The organism is Planktosalinus lacus, from assembly GCF_014640155.1.
In the GTDB taxonomy this organism is placed as follows: Bacteria; Bacteroidota; Bacteroidia; order Flavobacteriales; family Flavobacteriaceae; genus Planktosalinus; species Planktosalinus lacus.
The window spans coordinates 217,183-237,765 of record NZ_BMGK01000003.1 but is presented as its reverse complement, the minus strand read 5'-3'; the positions used below and the strand labels follow the sequence as shown (position 1 = coordinate 237,765).

25 protein-coding genes are annotated in these 20,583 nt (G+C 37.7%); 15 read left to right on the top strand and 10 right to left on the bottom strand.

The window, feature by feature from the left end; genetic code table 11:
* Position 1 precedes the first annotated feature (1 nt).
* From lipA to IEV69_RS04815, 3 genes are read left to right on the top strand one after another with little or no spacing between them, the layout of a single operon-like run.
* Positions 2-874 (top strand): lipoyl synthase, encoded by an 873-nt coding sequence (gene lipA / locus IEV69_RS04825; RefSeq protein ID WP_188440023.1) that lies wholly within the window; start codon positions 2-4, stop codon positions 872-874.
* Positions 875-884: 10 nt separating this feature from the next.
* Complete coding sequence (gene gap, locus IEV69_RS04820) at positions 885-1,883, top strand: type I glyceraldehyde-3-phosphate dehydrogenase (protein WP_188440021.1); 999 nt, start codon at positions 885-887, stop codon at positions 1,881-1,883.
* Between the two features lie 27 nt (positions 1,884-1,910).
* Positions 1,911-4,154 (top strand): response regulator, encoded by a 2,244-nt coding sequence (locus tag IEV69_RS04815; protein ID WP_188440019.1) that lies wholly within the window; start codon positions 1,911-1,913, stop codon positions 4,152-4,154.
* Here IEV69_RS04815 and lpxK read toward each other — a convergent pair.
* The gene (lpxK, locus tag IEV69_RS04810) at positions 4,151-5,209 is read right to left on the bottom strand and encodes a tetraacyldisaccharide 4'-kinase (RefSeq protein ID WP_229741334.1); all 1,059 of its coding nucleotides are present in this window, start codon (positions 5,207-5,209) and stop codon (positions 4,151-4,153) included. The genes IEV69_RS04815 and lpxK overlap by 4 nt on opposite strands.
* 12 nt (positions 5,210-5,221) lie before the next feature.
* On the opposite strand from lpxK, the gene IEV69_RS04805 reads away from it, so the two are divergent.
* The 9 genes from IEV69_RS04805 to IEV69_RS04765 all read left to right on the top strand — a co-directional run bounded on the left by IEV69_RS04805 (position 5,222) and on the right by IEV69_RS04765 (position 12,686).
* The gene (locus tag IEV69_RS04805; protein ID WP_188440017.1) at positions 5,222-6,337 is read left to right on the top strand and encodes a Nif3-like dinuclear metal center hexameric protein; all 1,116 of its coding nucleotides are present in this window, start codon (positions 5,222-5,224) and stop codon (positions 6,335-6,337) included.
* 2 nt (positions 6,338-6,339) lie between these two features.
* Positions 6,340-7,119 (top strand): zinc ribbon domain-containing protein, encoded by a 780-nt coding sequence (locus IEV69_RS04800; RefSeq protein WP_188440010.1) that lies wholly within the window; start codon positions 6,340-6,342, stop codon positions 7,117-7,119.
* A gap of 75 nt (positions 7,120-7,194) precedes the next feature.
* Entirely contained in the window at positions 7,195-7,869 is a 675-nt protein-coding gene (gene msrA, locus IEV69_RS04795) for a peptide-methionine (S)-S-oxide reductase MsrA (RefSeq protein WP_188440008.1), read from the top strand.
* Positions 7,870-8,024: 155 nt separating this feature from the next.
* Positions 8,025-8,183 carry a lmo0937 family membrane protein gene (locus IEV69_RS04790; RefSeq protein WP_188440007.1) on the top strand — a complete coding sequence of 53 codons (159 nt, stop codon included), beginning with the start codon at positions 8,025-8,027 and terminating at the stop codon, positions 8,181-8,183.
* 32 nt (positions 8,184-8,215) lie between these two features.
* Positions 8,216-8,362 carry a hypothetical protein gene (locus tag IEV69_RS04785; RefSeq protein WP_188440004.1) on the top strand — a complete coding sequence of 49 codons (147 nt, stop codon included), beginning with the start codon at positions 8,216-8,218 and terminating at the stop codon, positions 8,360-8,362.
* A gap of 121 nt (positions 8,363-8,483) precedes the next feature.
* A complete protein-coding gene (locus tag IEV69_RS04780; protein WP_188440002.1) occupies positions 8,484-9,170 on the top strand; it encodes a hypothetical protein in 687 nt (228 codons plus the stop codon).
* Entirely contained in the window at positions 9,163-10,431 is a 1,269-nt protein-coding gene (kynU, locus tag IEV69_RS04775) for a kynureninase (protein ID WP_188440000.1), read from the top strand. The genes IEV69_RS04780 and kynU overlap by 8 nt, the downstream gene beginning before the upstream one ends.
* Positions 10,432-10,464: 33 nt before the next feature.
* Positions 10,465-11,868: an FAD-dependent oxidoreductase gene (locus tag IEV69_RS04770; RefSeq protein WP_188440241.1), complete on the top strand. Its 1,404-nt coding sequence runs from the start codon at positions 10,465-10,467 to the stop codon at positions 11,866-11,868.
* Between the two features lie 56 nt (positions 11,869-11,924).
* A complete protein-coding gene (locus IEV69_RS04765) occupies positions 11,925-12,686 on the top strand; it encodes a 2-keto-4-pentenoate hydratase (protein ID WP_188439998.1) in 762 nt (253 codons plus the stop codon).
* 1 nt (position 12,687) lies between these two features.
* On the opposite strand, the gene IEV69_RS04760 is transcribed toward IEV69_RS04765, so the two are convergent.
* The 5 genes from IEV69_RS04760 to radC form a co-directional block, all read right to left on the bottom strand.
* Complete coding sequence (locus IEV69_RS04760) at positions 12,688-13,488, bottom strand: hypothetical protein (protein WP_188439992.1); 801 nt, start codon at positions 13,486-13,488, stop codon at positions 12,688-12,690.
* 13 nt (positions 13,489-13,501) lie between these two features.
* Positions 13,502-14,914, bottom strand: coding sequence for a DUF5723 family protein (locus IEV69_RS04755; protein WP_188439990.1), 1,413 nt, complete (start codon positions 14,912-14,914; stop codon positions 13,502-13,504).
* A gap of 79 nt (positions 14,915-14,993) precedes the next feature.
* Complete coding sequence (locus tag IEV69_RS04750; protein WP_188439988.1) at positions 14,994-15,539, bottom strand: hypothetical protein; 546 nt, start codon at positions 15,537-15,539, stop codon at positions 14,994-14,996.
* An 88-nt stretch (positions 15,540-15,627) separates the two neighbouring features.
* Positions 15,628-16,317, bottom strand: coding sequence for a YjjG family noncanonical pyrimidine nucleotidase (locus IEV69_RS04745; protein WP_188439986.1), 690 nt, complete (start codon positions 16,315-16,317; stop codon positions 15,628-15,630).
* Positions 16,318-16,320: 3 nt separating this feature from the next.
* Positions 16,321-17,022 carry a RadC family protein gene (gene radC / locus IEV69_RS04740; protein WP_188439984.1) on the bottom strand — a complete coding sequence of 234 codons (702 nt, stop codon included), beginning with the start codon at positions 17,020-17,022 and terminating at the stop codon, positions 16,321-16,323.
* Between the two features lie 58 nt (positions 17,023-17,080).
* Here radC and IEV69_RS04735 point away from each other — a divergent pair, with 58 nt between their 5' ends.
* Positions 17,081-17,530: a DUF1569 domain-containing protein gene (locus tag IEV69_RS04735; protein WP_188439982.1), complete on the top strand. Its 450-nt coding sequence runs from the start codon at positions 17,081-17,083 to the stop codon at positions 17,528-17,530.
* 61 nt (positions 17,531-17,591) lie between these two features.
* On the top strand, positions 17,592-18,188 hold the full coding sequence (locus IEV69_RS04730) for an FMN-binding negative transcriptional regulator (RefSeq protein ID WP_188439980.1): 597 nt from the start codon (positions 17,592-17,594) through the stop codon (positions 18,186-18,188).
* Positions 18,189-18,232: 44 nt separating this feature from the next.
* Here the strand turns inward: IEV69_RS04730 and IEV69_RS04725 are convergent, their stop codons facing one another.
* The 4 genes from IEV69_RS04725 to IEV69_RS14000 form a co-directional block, all read right to left on the bottom strand.
* Positions 18,233-18,778, bottom strand: coding sequence for a hypothetical protein (locus tag IEV69_RS04725; RefSeq protein WP_188439978.1), 546 nt, complete (start codon positions 18,776-18,778; stop codon positions 18,233-18,235).
* 10 nt (positions 18,779-18,788) lie between these two features.
* Positions 18,789-18,974, bottom strand: a complete 186-nt coding sequence (locus IEV69_RS04720; RefSeq protein ID WP_188439976.1) for a hypothetical protein — start codon at positions 18,972-18,974, stop codon at positions 18,789-18,791.
* A 162-nt stretch (positions 18,975-19,136) separates the two neighbouring features.
* Positions 19,137-19,388 carry a DUF6266 family protein gene (locus IEV69_RS13950; RefSeq protein WP_262891962.1) on the bottom strand — a complete coding sequence of 84 codons (252 nt, stop codon included), beginning with the start codon at positions 19,386-19,388 and terminating at the stop codon, positions 19,137-19,139.
* The gene (locus tag IEV69_RS14000; protein ID WP_373283652.1) at positions 19,288-19,770 is read right to left on the bottom strand and encodes a DUF6266 family protein; all 483 of its coding nucleotides are present in this window, start codon (positions 19,768-19,770) and stop codon (positions 19,288-19,290) included. Before IEV69_RS14000 ends, IEV69_RS13950 begins: the two co-directional genes overlap by 101 nt.
* A gap of 394 nt (positions 19,771-20,164) precedes the next feature.
* Between IEV69_RS14000 and IEV69_RS04710 the strand changes: the two genes are divergently transcribed.
* Positions 20,165-20,410, top strand: a complete 246-nt coding sequence (locus IEV69_RS04710; RefSeq protein WP_188439973.1) for a hypothetical protein — start codon at positions 20,165-20,167, stop codon at positions 20,408-20,410.
* Positions 20,411-20,583: the final 173 nt, after the last annotated feature.

Sequence of the window (20,583 nt, the reverse complement as noted above, 5' to 3'; positions counted from 1 at the left end):
TATGGAAACTCAACTAATTTCTCCCCCCGTAAGAACACCAAAACCCAAGTGGTTGCGCGTAAAGCTTCCCACCGGAAAAAAATATACTGAACTACGTGGACTTGTAGACAAATACGATTTACATACCATTTGCACTTCAGGAAGTTGTCCCAATATGGGTGAATGTTGGAGTGAAGGAACTGCAACATTTATGATTTTAGGCAACATTTGCACACGTTCTTGTGGCTTTTGTGGTGTGAAAACAGGTCGCCCCGAAATGATAGATTGGGAAGAGCCCGAAAAAGTAGCCCGATCAATTAAATTAATGAATATCAAACATGCAGTACTTACTTCAGTTGACCGTGATGATTTAAAAGATATGGGGTCCATTATCTGGGCAGAAACCGTAAAGGCAGTTCGAAGAATGAACACAGAAACTACTCTTGAAACCCTTATCCCCGATTTTCAGGGAGTTGAAAGACATATTGACCGCATTATACAAGTAAATCCCGAGGTAGTTTCACACAACATGGAAACAGTAAAACGACTCACACGTGAAGTGCGTATTCAAGCAAAATATGAACGCAGTTTGGGAGTTTTGAAATACTTGAAAGAAAATGGCATTAAACGCACAAAAAGTGGTCTCATGCTGGGATTGGGTGAAGTTGAAAAAGAAGTCATCCAGACATTAAAGGATTTAAGAAGTGTTAATGTGGATATTGTTACCATTGGACAATATTTACAGCCTTCAAAAAAACACCTCCCGATAAAAGAATTTATTTTGCCTGAACAGTTTCAAAAATATGAGAAAATTGGTTTGGAGCTTGGCTTCCGTCACGTAGAAAGCGGAGCATTGGTACGTTCATCATACAAGGCTCACAAACACATTCATTAAACTAAGAAAAATGTCAGGAAAAATCAAGATTGCAATCAACGGTTTTGGAAGGATTGGCCGAAATTTATTCCGGTTATTACTTGAGCAAAACCAAATTGAAGTGGTTGCTATCAATGATTTGGCTGACGCACGTACGTTGAGTCATTTACTTAAATATGACAGCATACATGGGGTATTAAAAAGAGAAATATCCTGGACTGATGATGGTATATTAGTTGACGGAACCCTATACCCGTTATATCAATATTCCTCACCTGAAAAAGCCCATTGGAAAGATGTTGACATTGTGATTGAAGCCACTGGAAAATTCAAACAAAGAGAACAATTGCTTCAACACATAAAAGCCGGAGCCAAAAGAGTGATTTTGTCTGTACCTCCAACCGATGATGATATTAAAACAATTGTATTGGGTGTTAATGAACATATTCTAAACGCTGATGACTTGATAATTTCAAATGCTTCCTGCACTACCAACAATGCTGCACCTATGATCAAAATTATTGATGAGCTTTATGGTGTGGAACAAGCATACATCACTACTGTGCACTCTTACACATCAGATCAAAGTTTACACGATCAACCACATAAAGATTTGAGAAGAGCTCGTGCTGCAACTCAATCAATTGTACCAACCACAACTGGTGCGGCAAAGGCTTTGACAAAAGTATTCCCACATTTGTCTGATGTAATTGGCGGATGTGGGATTAGAGTGCCTGTCCCAAACGGTTCTCTCACAGATTTAACATTGAATGTAAAAAAAGAAACAACTATTGAAGAAATAAACAAAGCATTTAAACTAGCCTCAGACACCACTTTAAAAGGTATTTTGGAATATACTAACGACCCTATTGTGTCTATAGATATTGTTAACAATACACATTCTTGTATCTTTGATGCACAAATGACGTCAGTAATTGGTAAATTTGTAAAAATAATAGGCTGGTATGACAATGAAATTGGTTATTCTTCGAGATTAATTGATTTAGTAAATTACATTTCAAAGAAATAACTATATTTAAACCTATATTTAATATTGATGAGGAGCTCCTTACTTTTATTTTTAACCTCACTTTTTTTAATCCTGTCGGTTTCTGCATCTTCTCAAGAAGAAAAAGTGGAAATTATTGACACACTTGCACATATCCAAAATCTTCAACAAACAGCCTATGAATCTATTTTGATTCAAGATCTTGATAGTGTTGTTCCAAAATTGCTGGAGGCAAAAGATTTGGCAAACAAAATTAACGATAGAAACCATAAGGCTTTAGTAAGTACAACACTTGCTTATTTTTATTATTCTATTTACAGTTACAATCTTGCCAGCACTGAGTGTGCAAAAGCAATTAGTTATGTCAAAGACGATGAAAACTCAAAAACACTTGCAATAGCATATAGTCTTTACGGTTTGATTTCTTTAAAAACAAACAACAAAGAAAATGCTGAACGTTATCTCGACAGGGCTGACAGAATTTTCCAAACGCTAAATGAAGATGTAGAACTTGCAAAAGTCAAATATAAAAAAGGGCTTTTTGCTTTGGAAAATGAAAATATTCAGGTAGCCTTGAATTATTTTTCTGCGGCGCTACAGGTTTTTGAAAATTCTAACATTCCATATTATGAAGCTATTGCAAATCAACATGTTGCTATGTGCCTCATACAACTTCCCACTGAAGATGAGGAGGCGAAAAATGAAAATATTGAAAAAGCGAAAGCATCTATAGATAAAGCTTTTGAAATAAGCAGAAACAATAACTTTCTGAAAACAGAAACTGAATGCTATAAAACCTATAGTGATATTGCGTTTCTACAAAATAGAGTTGAAGATGCCTACACTTCGTTAAGAAACTTTATTGAAAAGCGAGATGAATTAGAAGAAATTCACGCTGCAGTGCTAAGCAAAAATTTAAATTTTGAGTCCAATAGTGATGAATTAAACGCCATTATTGCAACTCAAAGAAGTGACCTTGATCAGCAGCAAAAATCCATTACGATGAATAGGTTTACAACAGGCTTAAGTGTTGCATTAATAATCATACTTTCCCTTTTAACGCTTTCACTTTATAAAAACAACAATTTAAGAGCAAAAGCAAACAACCTGCTTCAAGATAAAAATGATGAACTATTGATAGCTAAAGAACGTGCTGAAAAAGCCTCTTTAGCCAAAGCTCAGTTCTTATCAACTATCACACACGAGTTGCGAACACCAATGTATGCAGTTACCGGACTAACACACCTTCTACTTGAAGAAAATCCAAGAGAAGATCAAAAAGAGCATTTAAACTCACTGAAATTTTCCGGTGAATATTTATTGTCACTTATAAATAATATTTTAGACCTTAATAAACTGGAAGCAAACAAGGTAGAACTTGAGAAAAAATCATTCAGCCTTAAGAAACGTGTTGAAGATGTTCTCATTGCGCTTAAAAAATCTGCACTTGATAAAAGTAACAAGCTTGCCTTAGAATATGACGACGGGATTCCACCAAAGCTCATTGGTGACCCTGTTGTACTATCACAAATTCTAATAAATCTGGTTGGTAACTCTGTAAAATTTACCGAAAATGGAAAAGTTACCCTTCGCGTAAAAAAGCTAAGTCAAACAGACCGTAGCGTTTTACTTCATTTTGAAGTTCAGGATACCGGTGTAGGAATATCATTGAAAAAACAAAAAGCCATATTTGAAAGTTTTACCCAAGGTTCTATTCAAATTAACAGAAAGTTTGGAGGTACTGGCCTGGGGCTCTCAATTGTGAAGAACCTTTTGACTTTAATGGATAGTAAAGTTCATCTTGAAAGCGAAATTGGAAAAGGATCAACATTTTGGTTTGACATCAAATTAAATATTTCTGATGAGAAAGTTGAAGACAAAGGCGATACATCAACTCAAAGTTTAGACTATGCTTTACTTGAAAATTTGAGTATTCTTGTGGTTGAAGACAATAAAATCAACCAAATGATTACCAAGAAAATTTTGGAAAAAAACAAAGTGAAGTGTGCTGTTGCAGACAATGGTGAAGATGCTGTAAAAATGGCAAAAGAAAATAACTTTGATTTAATTTTAATGGACATTCACATGCCCGGTATCAGTGGTATTGAAGCAACTCAGCAAATCAGGGAGTTTAAACAGGACATTCCAATAATTGCGCTTACCGCTGTAACAATTGATGAAAACCTGGATGATTTCTACAAAGCAGGCTTTAATGAAATCATTCCAAAGCCTTTCAAAACAGATGAATTTTTTGAGAAAATTTATCGCACCATGCAATCTCAACAAGTCTAAAAATCAACGTTCTCTTCTTCAGGAATTCCCGCAGCAGCATTTTGAATGCGCTCTATAAACCCTTCCTCTTTGTTTAAGAACGAAACTGAAATAGGAAGATAATACAATTCAGCTACCTTAATATTATTTTTTAACCTCATAAAATCTTTTTCGGTAGTCAAAATACATTTTTCCTGATCGAGTTGCACCAATTCCTGACCGGTAAAATTATGGTGGTCACTATAGTTATAATGCTTAAACGACAGATTTAAACTTTTTAAATAATTGACTAAAGGGCTTGGATTAGCGATTCCGGTGACTAAAACAAACTCTTTTTCTTCCAGATATTCCAAATGTTTTACCTTTTCAACACCTTGAATTAAACTTGCATATGAAATTGACGAAAAATAAGCATGCTGGTGGGGTTTTAATTTTAAGTCAAATTGTATCTGCTGTTGTTTTGAATAAGATAAGTTCTCAGGACATTTTGTAACAACAACACAGTTTGCACGGGCAGCACCCGATTTTGACTCCCGTAAATTACCCGCAGGCAATATCAGATCGTTGAAATACAAATCTGAATAAGAAGTGAGTAAAATGGAAAAAAGCGGTTGAACTTTTCGATGTTGAAAGGCATCGTCGAGCAAAATTACTTCTACAACATCTTTTAACTTTTCGATACCTCGCCTTCTGTTAGCATCAACTGCTACAACAATGTCAGGAAATTTCAACTTAAACTGAAGTGGCTCATCCCCCACTTCTTCAACTTTATTATTTAAATCAACCAACTGAAAACCTTTTGATTTTCGTTTATACCCCCTGCTTAAAACTGCAACTTTATAATCATCCTTTAAAAGATGAATCAAATATTCAATCATTGGGGATTTTCCTGTTCCACCCATATTTAAATTGCCTACACAAATTAACGGGATATCAAATTTGGTGCTTTTAAGATAGTTATTGTTAAAAAGCCAATTTCGAATAGAAGTAACCCCATCATAAGCAATTGAAAAAGGAAATAATATTTTCCGTAGTTTATTCATCACAACGAAAATATACTTTTTTATCTTTACCATAAAATACTAATTATGATAATTCAACAAGTTATAAACTTCTTTGAGGAGTTGGCACCCACATATTACGCAGAAGAGTATGATAATGTAGGGCTTTTGGTGGGAGACAAAAACACAGAAATAACTTCAATTTTAGTTACACACGACACTCTTGAAGAAGTGGTTGACGAAGCAATTGAAAAAAATTGCAATTTGATAGTAAGCTTTCACCCAATTATATTCAGTGGTTTGAAAAAAATCACCGGAAAAACTTACGTTGAAAAAACAATTATAAAAGCCATTCAAAACAACATTGCAATTTTTGCAATCCACACAGCACTTGACAATAACTGGAACGGGGTCAATGCAATCATCTGTAATAAATTGGGCCTCATCAACAAAAGTATTTTAATTCCCAAAAAAGCAACCATCAAAAAATTGGTGACTTTCGTTCCAAAAGATGATGCTAATAAGCTACGAGAATCCTTGTTTAGCGCAGGAGCGGGAACAATTGGAAATTATGACCACTGCAGCTTCAATCTTGAAGGAACAGGAACCTTTCGTGCCGGAAAAAATACCAACCCAACATTGGGCAAAATAGGTAAAACACATCAGGAAACTGAAACCCAAATTGGAATAACATATCCTGCACATTTAGAGGGAAATATAATACAAGCGTTGAAATCAAACCATCCTTATGAAGAAGTCGCTTATGAAATAATGACTTTAGAAAATCACAATCAAAAAATTGGTTCAGGAATGATTGCAGAACTTCCAAAACCAATGCCTGAATTAGATTTCTTAAAATTAGTAAAAGACAAAATGAATACTGGATGTATTAAGCACAGTAAGTTTTTAAATAAAAGTATTACTAAAATTGCTGTTTTAGGAGGTTCAGGAAGTTTCGCGATCGATGCTGCAAAACATTCAGGAGCAGATATTTATCTAACGGCAGACTTGAAATATCACGACTTTTATAAAGCTGAAAATGAGTTTATCATAGCCGATATTGGTCATTATGAAAGTGAACAGTTCACAAAAAACGAATTAGTTGAGTTCCTTAGCAAAAAAATCACTAATTTTGCACCTGCCTTTGAAAAAGGAAACATAAAAATATCAGAAGTAAACACCAATCCTATCAAGTATTTATAAATATGGCAAAGAAAACTGAAGCAACAGTAGAAGATAAATTAAGAGCTTTATATGACTTGCAATTAATCGATTCAAAAATTGATGAGATTAAAAATTTGCGTGGAGAACTTCCCCTGGAAGTAAGAGACCTTGAAGATGAAATTGCCGGCCTTTCAACAAGAATTGATAAGCTTAAAGCCGATCTTCAATCTACAGAAGATGCTATCAAGGAAAAGAAAAATCAAATTGAGGAATCTAAAGGCCTCATTAAAAAATACACCTCTCAACAGGATAATGTTCGCAATAACAGAGAGTACAATTCTTTAAGTAAAGAAATTGAGTTTCAAGAACTGGAAATTCAATTGGCCGAAAAACACATTAAAGAATTGAAAGCTCAAATGGAGCACAAAAAGGAAATAATTGACCAATCACAAGAGCGTTTAGAAGACAGGGAAAGTCATTTAACTCACAAAAAATCTGAATTGGACGATATTCTTGGCGAAACAGAAAAGGAAGAAAAAACACTTCTTAAAGAAGCCGAAAATTACAAATCACAACTTGAAGAACGCTTAGTAAAAGCTTACGAGCGTATTCGCACAAACACTAAAAACGGTCAGGCAGTTGTAACCATTGAAAGAGGTGCTTCTGGAGGATCATTCTTCTCTATACCACCACAAGTTCAGGTTGAAATTGCTTCCCGCAAAAGAATCATGACCGATGAGCACAGTGGTAGAATTCTTGTTGACACAGAGCTTGCAGAAGAAGAGCGTCAAAAAATGGATAAATTTTTCGCTAAATTATAAGTAAGCATACAAAATAAATTTTAACAAAGCCTTCCCATTTCCCGGAAGGCTTTTTTTGTACTTTTAAATAAAAACATGAAAGTACAATTTCTAATTCTTACCCTCCTATTTTCCAGTTTTACTATTTCTTGCCAAAATACCACTGAGAAAAATAAAGACCTTGAACGTGAAAAACAAAATAACGTTTCAGCAATAGAAGTCCCGGAAGAAAACGGGTTAAAGAAAGCCTATTTCGCCAGTGGTTGTTTCTGGTGTGTTGAAGCCATTTATGAGAGTGTGAATGGTGTTGAAGAAGTTACTTCAGGCTACTCGGGTGGGCATACTGAAAACCCTACCTATGAATCAACCAACACAGGTGCAACCGGTCATGCCGAAGCCGTCGAAGTCCTTTACGACCCAAACAAAGTGAGTTTTTCATCCCTGGTGGATGTTTATTTCGGTTCACAAAATGTCACACAAGTTAATGGTCAGGGTCCAGATAGAGGCTCACAATACCGTTCCATAATTTTTTATCAAAACCAAGAACAGAAAAAGAGTATTGAAGAAAAAATTGAAACCTTGAATAAGAATCTGGGTAATAAAAAGGTTGCAGCAGAAGTATACCCTTTTGAAAAGTTTTGGAAAGCCGAGGCTTATCATCAGGATTATGAAAAAAACAATCCAAACAATCCTTACATTCAAAACGTTTCTATTCCGAGATTGAATGCATTCAAAAAGCAGTTTCCCGAGCTTTTAAAGCAAAACAACTAAAGTTTTAACAATCGTTAAAAATTCTAAATATCTTACAATTATTTCAATAATATTTTTAACTTTTTTAATCAAATGTAGTTAACTTTCAGTTAAATAGTTAATTATTGTTCAATATATGAGTATATTTAGAGAACTAATTAATAAATAATAATATTATGAAAGATTTAATTTGGCTCATTGTTGTCATCCTCATTATAGGATGGGTAGTTGGATATTTTGGTTTTGGGGAATCTGTTGGAAGTTTAATTCACATCCTTTTAGTGTTGGCTGTTATTGGTATTTTATACCGTTTGGCTACAGGAAGAAATCCTTAAAAAATATTTTAATAACTATCAAAACAAAAATTATGAAACGTAAAATTTTCAGTTTACTATTTGTTGCATTATTTGCATTTGCATATACCGGGTGCCGTGAAAAAACTCCTGAAGAAAAAGTTGAAGACGGGATTGAAGAAGTGGGCGATGGCGTTGAAGATGCCCTTGATGATAATTAATTTTAACAACATTAAATTAAAAACCCTTTAGACTCACTCTAAAGGGTTTTTTTATGACTTTTTTATTCAGGACAAACAATAAGGAATTCAACTTTTGTATCTTTACACAAACTATATTTTAATGCAAAAATCCATTTTATTTATATTGATTGGTTTAGTTTTAATTTCTTGTAAAGAAAAAAACACTGTAAACACCACAGAAGATTTAGAAAGCCAACCTCTACAAGTTAACGAAATGATTGCAATTGCACACGGAATTGAACATTGGCAAAACGTTGAAGAGCTAAAATTTACTTTCAATGTCAATCGGGGAGAAAACCACTTTGAACGTTCCTGGGTTTGGAAACCCAAAACAAAAGACATCACAAAAATTCAAGGCAACGATACATTAAGATACAATCAAAATAAAATGGACAGTATTGCTTTAAAAGCAGACAGCAGTTTCATCAATGATAAATACTGGCTACTGGCTCCATTTAACCTTGTTTGGGATGAAGGAACATCATTTACTTTAAAAGACAGTGTTACTGCTCCCATAAGTAAAAAGACTATGCAAAAACTTACTGTTGTTTATGACAATCAGGGTGGATATACACCAGGCGACGCCTATGACTTTTACTTTGAAAATGATTTCATAATTAAAGAGTGGATCTACAGAAGGGGGAACGAACCCACTCCCGGAATCACCACCACCTGGGAAAACTATCAAGACCATCAGGGAATGAAAATCGCAACTAGTCACCAAACAAGTGATGGCGCATTTAAACTCTATTTTACCAACATTGAAGTTAAAACCACCGATGACTAATTTTAAACCCACTTTAGCTTACGCCAAAGAACAAGACAAACATGACCCTATAAACCGCTTTCGCGAAAAGTTTCACATTCCAAAGGACAAAAAAGGAAATGATATCGTCTATCTCTGTGGAAACTCACTAGGCTTGCAACCCAAAAACACCCAAAAATACATTCAGGAAGAACTTGACGATTGGGCTAAACTGGGAGTGGAAGGACACACCGAAGCACAGCACCCTTGGATGCCTTATCACGAGTTGCTTACAAACACAATGGCAAAAATTGTGGGAGCCAAACCCAGTGAAGTGGTGATGATGAACACCCTTACCACAAACCTCCACCTTTTGATGGTCTCCTTTTATCAGCCCACAAAAACCAAATACAAAATCGTCATAGAAAGTGATGCTTTCCCCTCAGACAAATATGCGGTGGAGTCACAACTCGATTTTCACGGTTTTGATAAAAAAGAAGGGGTTATTTTATGGAAACCCAGAAAAGGTGAAGATCTCTGTCGTATAGAAGACCTTGAAAACATTCTGGCAGATCAAAGTGACGAAATTGCCCTCATCCTTATCGGAACCACTAACTATTACACAGGGCAGTCCTTCCCTATAAAAGAAATAACCGAACTGGGACACAAACACAAGTGCGTTGTGGGGTTTGACTTAGCACATGGCGCCGGAAACATCCAGCCCGACCTGCACAAAAACGGTCCCGACTTTGCCGTTTGGTGCAGCTACAAATACCTCAACAGCGGCCCGGGAAGTTTGGGAGGGCTTTTTGTGCACGAGCGTCACGCAAAGAATCCAAAACTAAAACGTTTTACCGGCTGGTGGGGACACAATAAAAAAACGCGTTTCAATATGCGTCAGGAGTTTGATGTGCTTCCCGGTGCAGAAGGTTGGCAGTTGAGCAATCCGCCTATTTTGTCTATGGCAGCTATTCGCGCTTCTCTGGATATTTTTGAGGAAGCCGGTTTTGATAATATCCTGGCAAAACAAAAGAAACTCACAGGTTACCTTGAGTTTTTATTACACGATTTAAAAAATGACCGCATCAGCATCATCACCCCTTCAAACCCTGAAGAGAGAGGCTGCCAATTATCTCTGGCAGTTCAAGATGCAGACAGAAGCCTCCACGATAAACTCACCAAAGCCGGGGTCATCAGTGACTGGCGGGAACCCGATGTGATTCGGGTGGCACCTGCCCCGCTTTACAATTCGTTTGAAGATGTGTTTTTGATGGTGGAGCGATTGAAAAAGTGCTTGGAATAATATTAATTAAAAGAGATTTCGCTTTTGAAGAAAATGGATATGAAAGAAGAAACCATACTCATCATCGGAGCCGGCCTTTGTGGCTCTCTACTCGCCTTACGGATGGCTCAACGCGGCTATAATGTTCAACTCATTGAAAAACGCCCTGATTTAAGGACTGTTGACCTGGGAGCCGGACGCTCCATTAACCTCGCCTTTTCAGACCGTGGAATTAAAGGAATGAAACTCGTGGGCCTTGAAGAACAAGTAAAAGAACTCTGCATCCCAATGTATGGACGGATGATTCACGATATGGAAGGCAACACTTTTTTAAGCCGCTATAGCGGAAGGGAGCACGAATACATCAACTCTGTCTCAAGAACCGGCTTAAATGCACTACTGCTGGATGAAGCCGAAAAAATGGAAAACATAACTTTAATTTTTAATCACAGCTGCATTGAAGTTGACCTGGAAGGAGGAATTGCAACCTTTTATGATGAGGAAAATGACCGCGAAATCTTACTTAAAGGTGCTGTCGTGATTGGAACAGACGGTGCCGGCTCTGTCTTGCGCAAAAGTATGTTTTTACACAAGAAGTTTTTATTCAGCTTTTCTCAAAACTTCCTCACACACGGTTATAAAGAACTCACCTTCCCTCCTGCTAAAGATGGCGGTTATTTAACTGAAAAAGGTGCCCTTCATATCTGGCCCAGAGGTGAAAATATGGTCATAGCCCTGCCCAATCTCGACGGAAGTTTTACAGTAACCTTATTTTTATCCTATAGTGAAGGAGAGTACAACTTTGATAACCTCAACACCCCTGAACGGGTTATTGAATATTTTGAAAAATACTATCCTGACGCTCTAGAACTCATGCCAGAACTCGCCACAGAATACTTTGAAAATCCGGTGGGGGCGCTCGGTACTGTAAAATGCAGCCCCTGGAGCAGTTATGGAAAAACCCTGCTGATGGGTGATGCTGCCCATGCCATCGTTCCCTTCTATGGTCAAGGAATGAATGCTTCCTTTGAAGATGTGGTGGTATTTGATGAAATATTAGACAAACACGAAGGTGACTGGAACAAAGTATTTGCAGCATATGAAAAAGAACGCAAAAAAGATACTGATGCTATCGCAGATCTTGCTTTGGATAATTTCCACGAAATGAAATCACATACTGCCAGTGCCTTATTCCAGGAAAAGCGAAAACTGGAAACAGCCTTTGAAAAAGAGTTCCCCATGGAATATTCTTCAAAATATTCACTGGTTACATTCAATGAACACATTCCTTATGCAGAAGCGATGAAAAGAGGTCGGGCCCAAGACAAGGCAATATTAAATCTACTGGCAGATGGAAAAATAAAGACTAACCAATCTTTAAGAGACCAACTCGAACTCGTAAAGCGTGAAACCGAAGAGGTTTTACACGATGACGCCGTTGCAAAAAACTTAATGTAGTTAACTCACCTACCCTCTCAGGATTCAAAACCCTGAGAGGGTTAAACAATATACCTATGAACAAACAAGAAATTGCATACATATTAGACCAAGCAGCATCAACAGCTAAACCGGTGGAGCAAATGGCTGCCAAAAACAAACTATCACTGGATGATGCTTATCAAATCCAACGTGAATCCATAGCCCTGAGGGTGCAACGAGGTGAAGTCATCACCGGTTTCAAGCTGGGCTTTACCAGCAAAGCTAAAATGGAACAAATGGGTGTGCACGATCTTATTTGGGGTATTTTAACCAATGAAATGGAATTGCAACAAAATGAAACCATCAATTTAAACCGATGGATTCATCCCAGAGTAGAACCTGAAATCGCTTTTCGCGTAAGCAAAGACATCAACCGTCAACTTACTCTTGAGGAACTTCCTCAATTTCTTAATGCAATGGCTCCGGCTCTTGAGGTAATCGACTCCAGATATAAGAACTTTAAGTTTTCGCTAGAAGATGTTGTAGCAGACAATTGCTCCTCAACCGGTTATGTAATCGGAAACTGGCTACCGCTTTCCACAGATATTTCAAACCTGAAAATGGATTTAGTTATCAATGATGAAATTGTAGATAGTGCTTCGTCTGCTGCCATTTTAGAAAACCCTTTACAATCTGTAGTTGAATTGAGCAGACTCGCTTCAGAAGCAGGATTAATCATTAAAAAGGGGCAAATTATCTTGGCAGGTGCAGCCACTGCAGCACACTTTTTAAAAGAAAACCAAGTGGCAACCGGGCAGGTTGAAAAACTAGGAAGTGTTCGTTTTAAAACGGTCTAAACTATTCCGTTTTTATTTTTAAATACCTATTTTGTGTGGGCTTACCCTTTTCATCAACGCCGTCGATGATTAAATTGTTTTCAGCGTCAAAACTGGCTAGGTGACTTTTGCCATCTTTAACAAAAAGATATGTGCCTTCACGTGAAGTTTCAGTTAGACTTCCATATTCAGAAAAACCGCCACTTTTTGATTCTTTTTTGTATAGTATAAAACCTTCTTTGTTTGGCTCTAGTAAATAAGTTGTGCCTTTAAATACATAGGCAGGCAATTTTTTAGAAGCCATTTGTTCGTCAGACTGAGATTTTTTCACCTCCGGTCTCATTTGGATAGGCGCCGATGGCGCGTCTTCTTTTGAAAGACGCTCTCGGTAACTTTCTAAATCACCTTGATTAACGGCTAAAACCTCCAGGCTTTTAAATGCATTTCTGATAGCCTCTTGATATGCTTTTTCATAGGCCTTTTCTTTACTCGAACCTTCTGCTGATGTGAAAACAACGTTTTGATTACAATCCTTGAGCACTACAGTTACTGTGGTTGATAAAAATGAAGAATTCTCTATCACTTCAGCATATAAGCCTTCACAACGAGGAAGGTTATTCATTTCAACATCATAGATTGCATTAAAACCAGCGTTACTGAAAAGATGTCTCGTCAATGTATTTAAACGAAACTGATCTTTACCTTTTTGAAATTCAAATTGCTGAGGTACAACAACAAAAGCAAATTCGCTCAAGGATTTTTGAGAATAAGCAGTACTTGAAAATGCAATAATGAATGCAACTAAGAAGAATGTATTTTTCATTTGTCAACTATTTTTAAAGGTACTTTAAATTAAACCCTAATTGCAAAGATACATGATTTGCCTTTGCAAGATTTCCATAGCGTAACAAATTATCAACCCCAATATAAACATTGAGTTTTCCGAAATCACCCACGGCCATTAAACCAACATTATCAACAGAAAATGAATCTGCTGTATAGGTGATTTTTCCTGCAAGAAAATTTGTAAAGCGCCTGTAATAAAAAAGAGTTGCTGCATATTGGGGCTTTTTGGGTCTAAAAATCGAATAAAACTGAAGCCCCACTGCTTGATTTCCAAAATCACCTTGCCCCATATCAAGACAATCACATTCTTTGTTGCCAAAAGCTCTCCCAAAATGATACATGAGTCCGGCGTTAACTTTCATTGGGCGTATCACAGTGTACTTATTATAAAGAGTATCTACCGGAACGCTTTCAGTAATCTCGTCTTCCAGGTTTTGATAATAGGGAAGTGCTGCTTCCCCGTCTTCAAGTGAAGGAAATATCAAATTCAAACCGGTTAAATTATAACTTCCGTGAGCGCGGTAATTCTCCACTTCATTTGTATGGAATATGGCACCAACATCTAGTAAACTGGCACTCACTACCCAATTTTGAGAAACTTCATAAGTACCGCCAATATCAAACCCAACTCCCAGATTACCCCCAAATAGCGCCCTACTCATAATGTGACCTCCCATGCCGGGAGCACCGTTTTCATCGTCTATAAATGGAGCAATCCCTGATGTTTTTAATTGTACATCGGCATCTTGCAATAAGTGGTCATAGATGTTTTGAGACCCGTCTCCTACTCTTGTTACAAATGTTCCTTTGTTATTGGTGCTTGTAAAGTTAAATATACTACTGTAGATTTTAATCCGGGCGCCCAATGTGAGTTTGTCAGACACCTTTTTGTTAGCGCCAAAATGATAAACCGTCAATAAATCGCCAGAGGTATTTAAATCGCCTAAGTCAAATTCATAATCGATGTAGTTCCCGTTTCCTTCCCAGCCCAGGATTGCCAGGTCTCTTGGGAAATAGGTTATCATGTCAAACTCCTGATAGATACCGCCAGAAAAGTAATATTCCTTACTGTTTCTCCAGCCAATATTGATTAGTTCCAATTGTTGGGTTACCGTAAAAAAATCGGTGTTTTTTTGATTGAATATGGCATCAGTAATGCGGTTGTTGATGTCTGTGGTATTTGGGCTCTGAAAAATATCATAGACAGTCACTCCTGAAGCCCCACCATTGAAGTGAATTTGAGACAAAAACGGAATTCCATAGTGCTTGTCATACTGAACAATACCCCCCGGGTTTAACATCAACGATTGTGGAATGTCAGACACTCCATATAAAAGTTGTTTGTTTTGGCTAAGGCCCGTAAAGCCAATGCATAAAAATACTACTAATGAGAATAACTTCATTATATAATCTGCTCTTTTACTATTCAATTAAAAATCGGTTGGGTTGATTGTTTAGCTTGAACTGCTTTTCAAAACTCTCTTACAATTCAGAGTATTCAAGAAAATAGGTGGTCTTTGACTGCAAATTGAGTTCACCTTCCAGTGTTTCATCTGTGGTATTAATAACCAGGGTCGCCACCACTTTATCATTTAAAGTGAGTAAGTCTAGGTCTTCGCCTGAAATCAATTGAGAAAATTCTGTGATAACCGGAGTGCCGTCTTCACTTATTTCAATGGGAAAGTTGATTTCATAAAAGGGCTCGTTCTCTTCTGATAGAAACGTAAAGTTTGCATCCAGCCCCACGGGGAATGTATTGGAAACCCTAAAGAAAAATTCAGCCGAAACGATGTTGTCGACTGCAAAGTCGTCATCCAAAAACCTGATTTCGGTAGTGTCTATAACGGTCAGGCTTCCGGTGGGGACTGTGGGCGCTTCAAAATCATCAATCTGAAGTGTAAAATAGATAAAATTTGCCTCCACCTCATGGGTGAGGACAATAGCATCTGCCTGGTTAAAGTCTGTTTCTTTAACGCAGGAAAACAAGCAAATACTGAGTGCTATTATTACTATGAACTGTTTAGGCATCGCTTTGGGGTATTAAGTAAGTATTAAACGTAAAACAACGGTATGTATTGTTATGTACGTAAACAGTTTAAAAGCAGTTTACCCTAAGTTAAAAGAGCTTTTTTATTTCTAAAAGTTGTTGTACAGTGGGGTGTTCTTCATTGGTTGAGCCAAGCGGATTAAAATACAAAGTGTGCATGCCCACTGCTTTTGCACCCAAAATATCAGCTTCAAAATTATCCCCAATCATCACACTATTCTGTGGGGTAGCATTTGCAAATTGCAATGCATGTTGAAAAATCTTTGGGTTGGGTTTTTTAACACCCACCCGTTCAGAGTTTGTGACCGTTTTAAAGTAGCTGTCAATGTTTGAATTTTTGAGTTTTTTAAATTGCACCTCCTCAAATCCATTGGTGATGATATGCAAATTGAAATTAGGTTTTAAAAAGTCCAACAGCTCTATGGTTCCTTCAAAAAGATAATTGTTGTTGGGCAGAAAATCAATATATGAAACCGCCATCGCATCAATCATTTCTAATGGAAACTCCAGCTTTAGCTGGTTGAAGGTATCTGTGAGTCGGCCTCTTCTGAGTTCTTGTTTGGTAACTTCCTCGTCGCGATAACGTTTCCAGTACTCAAAATTAATGGGTTCATAAATCTTTAGAAAACCGGGAAGGTCCATTTCAATTTTATGGTGTTCAAACACATTTTTAAAAGCCAGTGCAGAATTTTTTTCAAAATCCCAAAGGGTGTGGTCAAGATCAAAAAAGAGATCAGTAATATTTTTATCTTTAAACATAGACTATAGCATATTTTCGTCTGCAAAGCTGAAGTAAGCTTTTTCAGTAATAATGAGGTGGTCGAGCACTTTAATATCAAGGCTTTCGGCGCCTGTTTTCAACTTTCGCGTAAGCATTTTGTCGGGTTCGCTTGCGCGTAAGGCACCCGAAGGATGGTTATGAGCCAGTATCAAGCCCGTAGCGCCCACTTCAAGCGCCGTTTTAAGCACCAACCGCACATCTACCAAAGTGCCGGTAATGCCGCCTTTGCTGAGCTGCTCTTTACGGATAATTTTATTGGAATTGTTGAGAAAGATAATCCAAAATTCTTCGTGAGGCAGTTCGCCTATCACAGGTTGCATCAACTCAAATACTGAAAGGCTGGAAGTAATCTTGCTTTGCTGCACGGCTTCTTCAGCACGACGCCGGCGTCCCAGCTCCATCGCGGCTACAATGCTAATGGCCTTAGCTTCGCCAATACCTTTAAACTCCATCAACTTTTTGATGGTAAACTTTCCCAACTGATTCAGGTTGTTATCAGCTTTGGCCAAAATATGTTTGCTTAAATCTACCGCACTTTCATCGTTGTTTCCTGAACCAATCAATATAGCGATGAGTTCAGCATCACTCAGGGCTGCCCGTCCCTTTTGAAGTAATTTCTCACGCGGACGGTCGTCTTCAGACCAGTTTTTGATGGAAAAGGATGTCGTCTTTTTTTGGCTCATAATAAATAGTTGTATAAAGATAAACATGTATCTTTAATTCCCGAAATAAAATAACACTATGCAATCACTTTTTACGAAGTCGGCTTACGACGAAATCTTAACAAGATTAGACAACCTCAGCCCGGAATCGCAGGCTCAATGGGGGAAAATGACTGTTGCTCAAATGCTGGCACATTGCAGTGAACCACTCAAAGTACCGTTGGAAAAACTCAAGATGGCAAAGCCCAACCCAATTATGAAACTGTTGTTTTCATTCTTTAAAAAGTCATTGTATGACGACAAACCGTGGAAACAGGGTTTGCCCACATCAAAAGAATTCAAGATTGTTGATCAACGTGACTTTCAAGAAGAAAAAGAACAATTAAAGTCTCTTATCGATGAATTTTATGCCGAAAGGGATAAAACCGATTGGCCGCCCCACCCCTTTTGCGGTCATTTTACCACCGAGCAATGGGGACAAATGCAATACAAACACCTGGATCATCACTTCAGGCAGTTTGGGGCTTGATTAAAAATCCTCCCCCCAGCCCCCCTCCCAAGGAGGGGGAATATTAAAAACTTTTATTAAAATGTATCCACCAAAACACCATCAGGAAAACGACATTAAAAAAATGATCGCGGTCATTGAGACCTATCCTTTGGGGATGTTAGTGTCTGTGCTTGACGGAAAACCCTTGGTGACACACATTCCCATTATCTACAACCACAAGATTCAAAAACTGGTTGCACATATTGATAAATACAACCCGCAGATGCAGACCTTACAGGACGGGGCTGAAGTGACCGTGATTTTCAGGGGACCTGATGCCTATATCTCGCCCAGTGTCTACACCACTACCCAACTCCCCACATGGAACTATATCTTTGTACACCTCACGGGAACCATCACTTTAATCAACGACCCCGAAGCTGCCAAAAGAACCATGATTGCCATGACCGAATTCCTGGAAGGTGCAGCACAAAAATTTGTACTGGAACCAGACAACAAACGTATGGACGGTGCCGTAAACTACATTCAGGCTTTTGAGATTGACATCACAAGCTGGGAAGGCAAATTCAAACTTTCACAAGACAAAATACAACAAGACCAACGCAATGCTAAAGAAGCCCTCAAAAAAAATGCCCAAAAGAACCGGGATGGGTTTATTGAAGACATCTATAAATAAAGCCCGGTGTTGACCGGGCTTATTAAATCTTATAAAAGAAATGACTAGTTTTTATCAATCACGGCATCCAGAGAGCGGGTGGTTCTATTGAATCGTTCCCTGCTTTTAATGAGCGCATCTTCCAATTGATTGAGTCTCATTTCTGCACGTCTTATTCTTTTTGCACGTGCTTCAATTTCTTCTTTATCAGCGTTGGGTTGATCGCCCTCTTCTTTGAGCGATTGTTTTAAACTACTTAATCTTTCTCTGTGATGGGTCAATAAGGCTTCGGTTTCCTTTAATCGCAACCTTGTATTCTCGGCCTTATTGCGGGCCATTTCTGCACGGTGTTGACCAAACTCTTTGCCTGTCATATCTCCTTTGTCTTTTCCGTAAGCATTGCCCCGATTCTCTTTAGAGGTTTTATCTTTGTTTTTATCTCGCTGTTTTTGGGCTTTCTCCTTAGCTTGATCAGCTTTCTTATCAGCTTTGCCAATTTGCTTTTCTTTGACTTCTTCCTTCTTTTCCTGATTATTTGATTGGGCCAAACCTTGATTCAGTCCAAGCATCAGAAAAGAAGCTACGATACTTACTATTACTATTTTTTTCATGGCTTTGTGTTTAATTAATTTCCTCTACGGTTTCTTCTACTTCATCAGAGATTTGATCTATCCTTTGGTTGATTTTATCCATTTCCATCTCCAGAGAATCTATCTTTTGAACGGTTCTCTCAAGCTCTAATGCTTCTTTCTCATTTTCTGAATCTCTACAAGATGAAGTGACCATACACATCAGAAGCAGAGACATGATTACTAATTTTTTCATAATATTGATTTAACGTTTGTATAAATGTAAGCTAATATTTTACAATACAGCAAACTTTATAGGCTCCTTAACACACTATCTACAATTTATTAACAAATAGCCTGTTTTTTTAGAAATTTTGTTTTACCGGTAAGCAAGTCACTATTAATTTTCTTCCACAAAGCCAAGGTACTCGCTATTGGCACAATCACCTGAAGTTTCGTCCTCAAAAGTAGCCCACAGGTGCACCTCCTCTGTCGGAAAATAATCAGGGAAGGTTAACAACACTTGCCCGTCACCACGGGTGACACAGTCTTCAAAGAAATAGGCTTCCTCTGCTGTGGGGTTGTAGGCAATCACGCTCAGCAGGTCTGTTGCTGCGGCCAGTGCCTGGTAGCTGTTGTCTTGCCAGGCCACCGCGAGTATATGCCCCTCCAGTGTGACCCCGGCCGCATGCAAACCCCCACAGGCGCCCGGTGCTCATCAGGGCGTTCGGGTAGTGTATGGTATAAACCCCATTATCTTCTGTAGTTAAGTGCAGCTGGTGGTAACTGCGTATGGCGTCACGGGCGGTCTTTTTATCAAACAAATCTTTGAAGCGGGGCTGCATAAATGGGTAAAAAAGTTTAATGAACGCATTCACTATTGCAAACTTACCCCGGTTATTTTGTTCTTTTGGGGTGGGTTTAACCTGAGACCTTTGAGGCCTGCTGCGCACCACGTCGCCATCAACCAACACCACATTGCCAATCAAGCCTGAAAGGCTTTTTGTTTTTCCTATGTTTTTAAATCGTGCCATAACAGTGTGTTTTTAGGTTAAACATTCTCTCAAACCTAAGCAACAAACCCTTGTTTTGCAAACAATTAGTATGCTTTTTCGACCAACAACACCCTTCTTTGTCCCACCTTTACCCATAGATAGCCCGTTGATAGCCTATAGTTTACCCGTAAACACTAGTGTTTAACGAGTAATTAACGCGCTATCTATGGGTTATCAATGTATTATCTTAGAACCAAACACTTGTTTCAACAGTGCAATGAGGGCATATTTTAGAATAAAAGTGGTTGATGGAGACGTTGCAACGAGAACGAACAATAAATCTAGAAAACTCAAAAAGTGTTTTGATCCCGCAAGGTTGAGTGATAAAAAGGTATATTTGTGTTTATATAACTAGTTGTGTGTAATGCAAAAAATGATAAAGAAAATCAATATTAAAATAATATTATTCGAAACAATTGCGTTGATTTTTATCATTAACGGACTTCAAAGATTATACGTAGCATCTCAAGGTGCTAAATATGACGCAATAATAAGCAGAAATTGGGAAAAGCTTGAATCCCTCACTTCTTTAACTGCTGGGCAGGTCTTAGCTAATAGAGCAGATTGGACTTTTGGATTTTTAATAACAGGAGTTTTAGTTATTGGTTTTATAAATTGAAAAAACAAAATCAGTATAATTAATTCAATTTTGCTTTTTTTATTGATAATAGGAATTGCACCAACTGGCTTTTATATGAAAGGAATTGTAAATAATTATTTAAATTATTTTTCCGGACTTTTTGGTGATACGGCTGGAATATCATTTTTTATAGGCGGAACAATTTTAACTTT

Coding starts and splice junctions, on each gene's coding strand:
- lpxK (WP_229741334.1), bottom strand. CDS start 5,209: ATGGTAAAGATAAAAAAGTATATTTTCGTTGTGATGAATAAACTACGG.
- IEV69_RS04815 (WP_188440019.1), top strand. CDS start 1,911: ATGAGGAGCTCCTTACTTTTATTTTTAACCTCACTTTTTTTAATCCTG.
- IEV69_RS04750 (WP_188439988.1), bottom strand. CDS start 15,539: ATGCCTAAACAGTTCATAGTAATAATAGCACTCAGTATTTGCTTGTTT.
- IEV69_RS04790 (WP_188440007.1), top strand. CDS start 8,025: ATGAAAGATTTAATTTGGCTCATTGTTGTCATCCTCATTATAGGATGG.
- IEV69_RS04710 (WP_188439973.1), top strand. CDS start 20,165: ATGATAAAGAAAATCAATATTAAAATAATATTATTCGAAACAATTGCG.
- IEV69_RS04735 (WP_188439982.1), top strand. CDS start 17,081: ATGCAATCACTTTTTACGAAGTCGGCTTACGACGAAATCTTAACAAGA.
- IEV69_RS04755 (WP_188439990.1), bottom strand. CDS start 14,914: ATGAAGTTATTCTCATTAGTAGTATTTTTATGCATTGGCTTTACGGGC.
- IEV69_RS04720 (WP_188439976.1), bottom strand. CDS start 18,974: ATGTCTCTGCTTCTGATGTGTATGGTCACTTCATCTTGTAGAGATTCA.
- IEV69_RS04785 (WP_188440004.1), top strand. CDS start 8,216: ATGAAACGTAAAATTTTCAGTTTACTATTTGTTGCATTATTTGCATTT.
- IEV69_RS04805 (WP_188440017.1), top strand. CDS start 5,222: ATGATAATTCAACAAGTTATAAACTTCTTTGAGGAGTTGGCACCCACA.
- IEV69_RS04800 (WP_188440010.1), top strand. CDS start 6,340: ATGGCAAAGAAAACTGAAGCAACAGTAGAAGATAAATTAAGAGCTTTA.
- lipA (WP_188440023.1), top strand. CDS start 2: ATGGAAACTCAACTAATTTCTCCCCCCGTAAGAACACCAAAACCCAAG.
- IEV69_RS04760 (WP_188439992.1), bottom strand. CDS start 13,488: ATGAAAAATACATTCTTCTTAGTTGCATTCATTATTGCATTTTCAAGT.
- IEV69_RS04765 (WP_188439998.1), top strand. CDS start 11,925: ATGAACAAACAAGAAATTGCATACATATTAGACCAAGCAGCATCAACA.
- msrA (WP_188440008.1), top strand. CDS start 7,195: ATGAAAGTACAATTTCTAATTCTTACCCTCCTATTTTCCAGTTTTACT.
- IEV69_RS04730 (WP_188439980.1), top strand. CDS start 17,592: ATGTATCCACCAAAACACCATCAGGAAAACGACATTAAAAAAATGATC.
- gap (WP_188440021.1), top strand. CDS start 885: ATGTCAGGAAAAATCAAGATTGCAATCAACGGTTTTGGAAGGATTGGC.
- IEV69_RS04770 (WP_188440241.1), top strand. CDS start 10,465: ATGGATATGAAAGAAGAAACCATACTCATCATCGGAGCCGGCCTTTGT.
- radC (WP_188439984.1), bottom strand. CDS start 17,022: ATGAGCCAAAAAAAGACGACATCCTTTTCCATCAAAAACTGGTCTGAA.
- IEV69_RS04745 (WP_188439986.1), bottom strand. CDS start 16,317: ATGTTTAAAGATAAAAATATTACTGATCTCTTTTTTGATCTTGACCAC.
- IEV69_RS04780 (WP_188440002.1), top strand. CDS start 8,484: ATGCAAAAATCCATTTTATTTATATTGATTGGTTTAGTTTTAATTTCT.
- kynU (WP_188440000.1), top strand. CDS start 9,163: ATGACTAATTTTAAACCCACTTTAGCTTACGCCAAAGAACAAGACAAA.
- IEV69_RS14000 (WP_373283652.1), bottom strand. CDS start 19,770: ATGGCACGATTTAAAAACATAGGAAAAACAAAAAGCCTTTCAGGCTTG.
- IEV69_RS04725 (WP_188439978.1), bottom strand. CDS start 18,778: ATGAAAAAAATAGTAATAGTAAGTATCGTAGCTTCTTTTCTGATGCTT.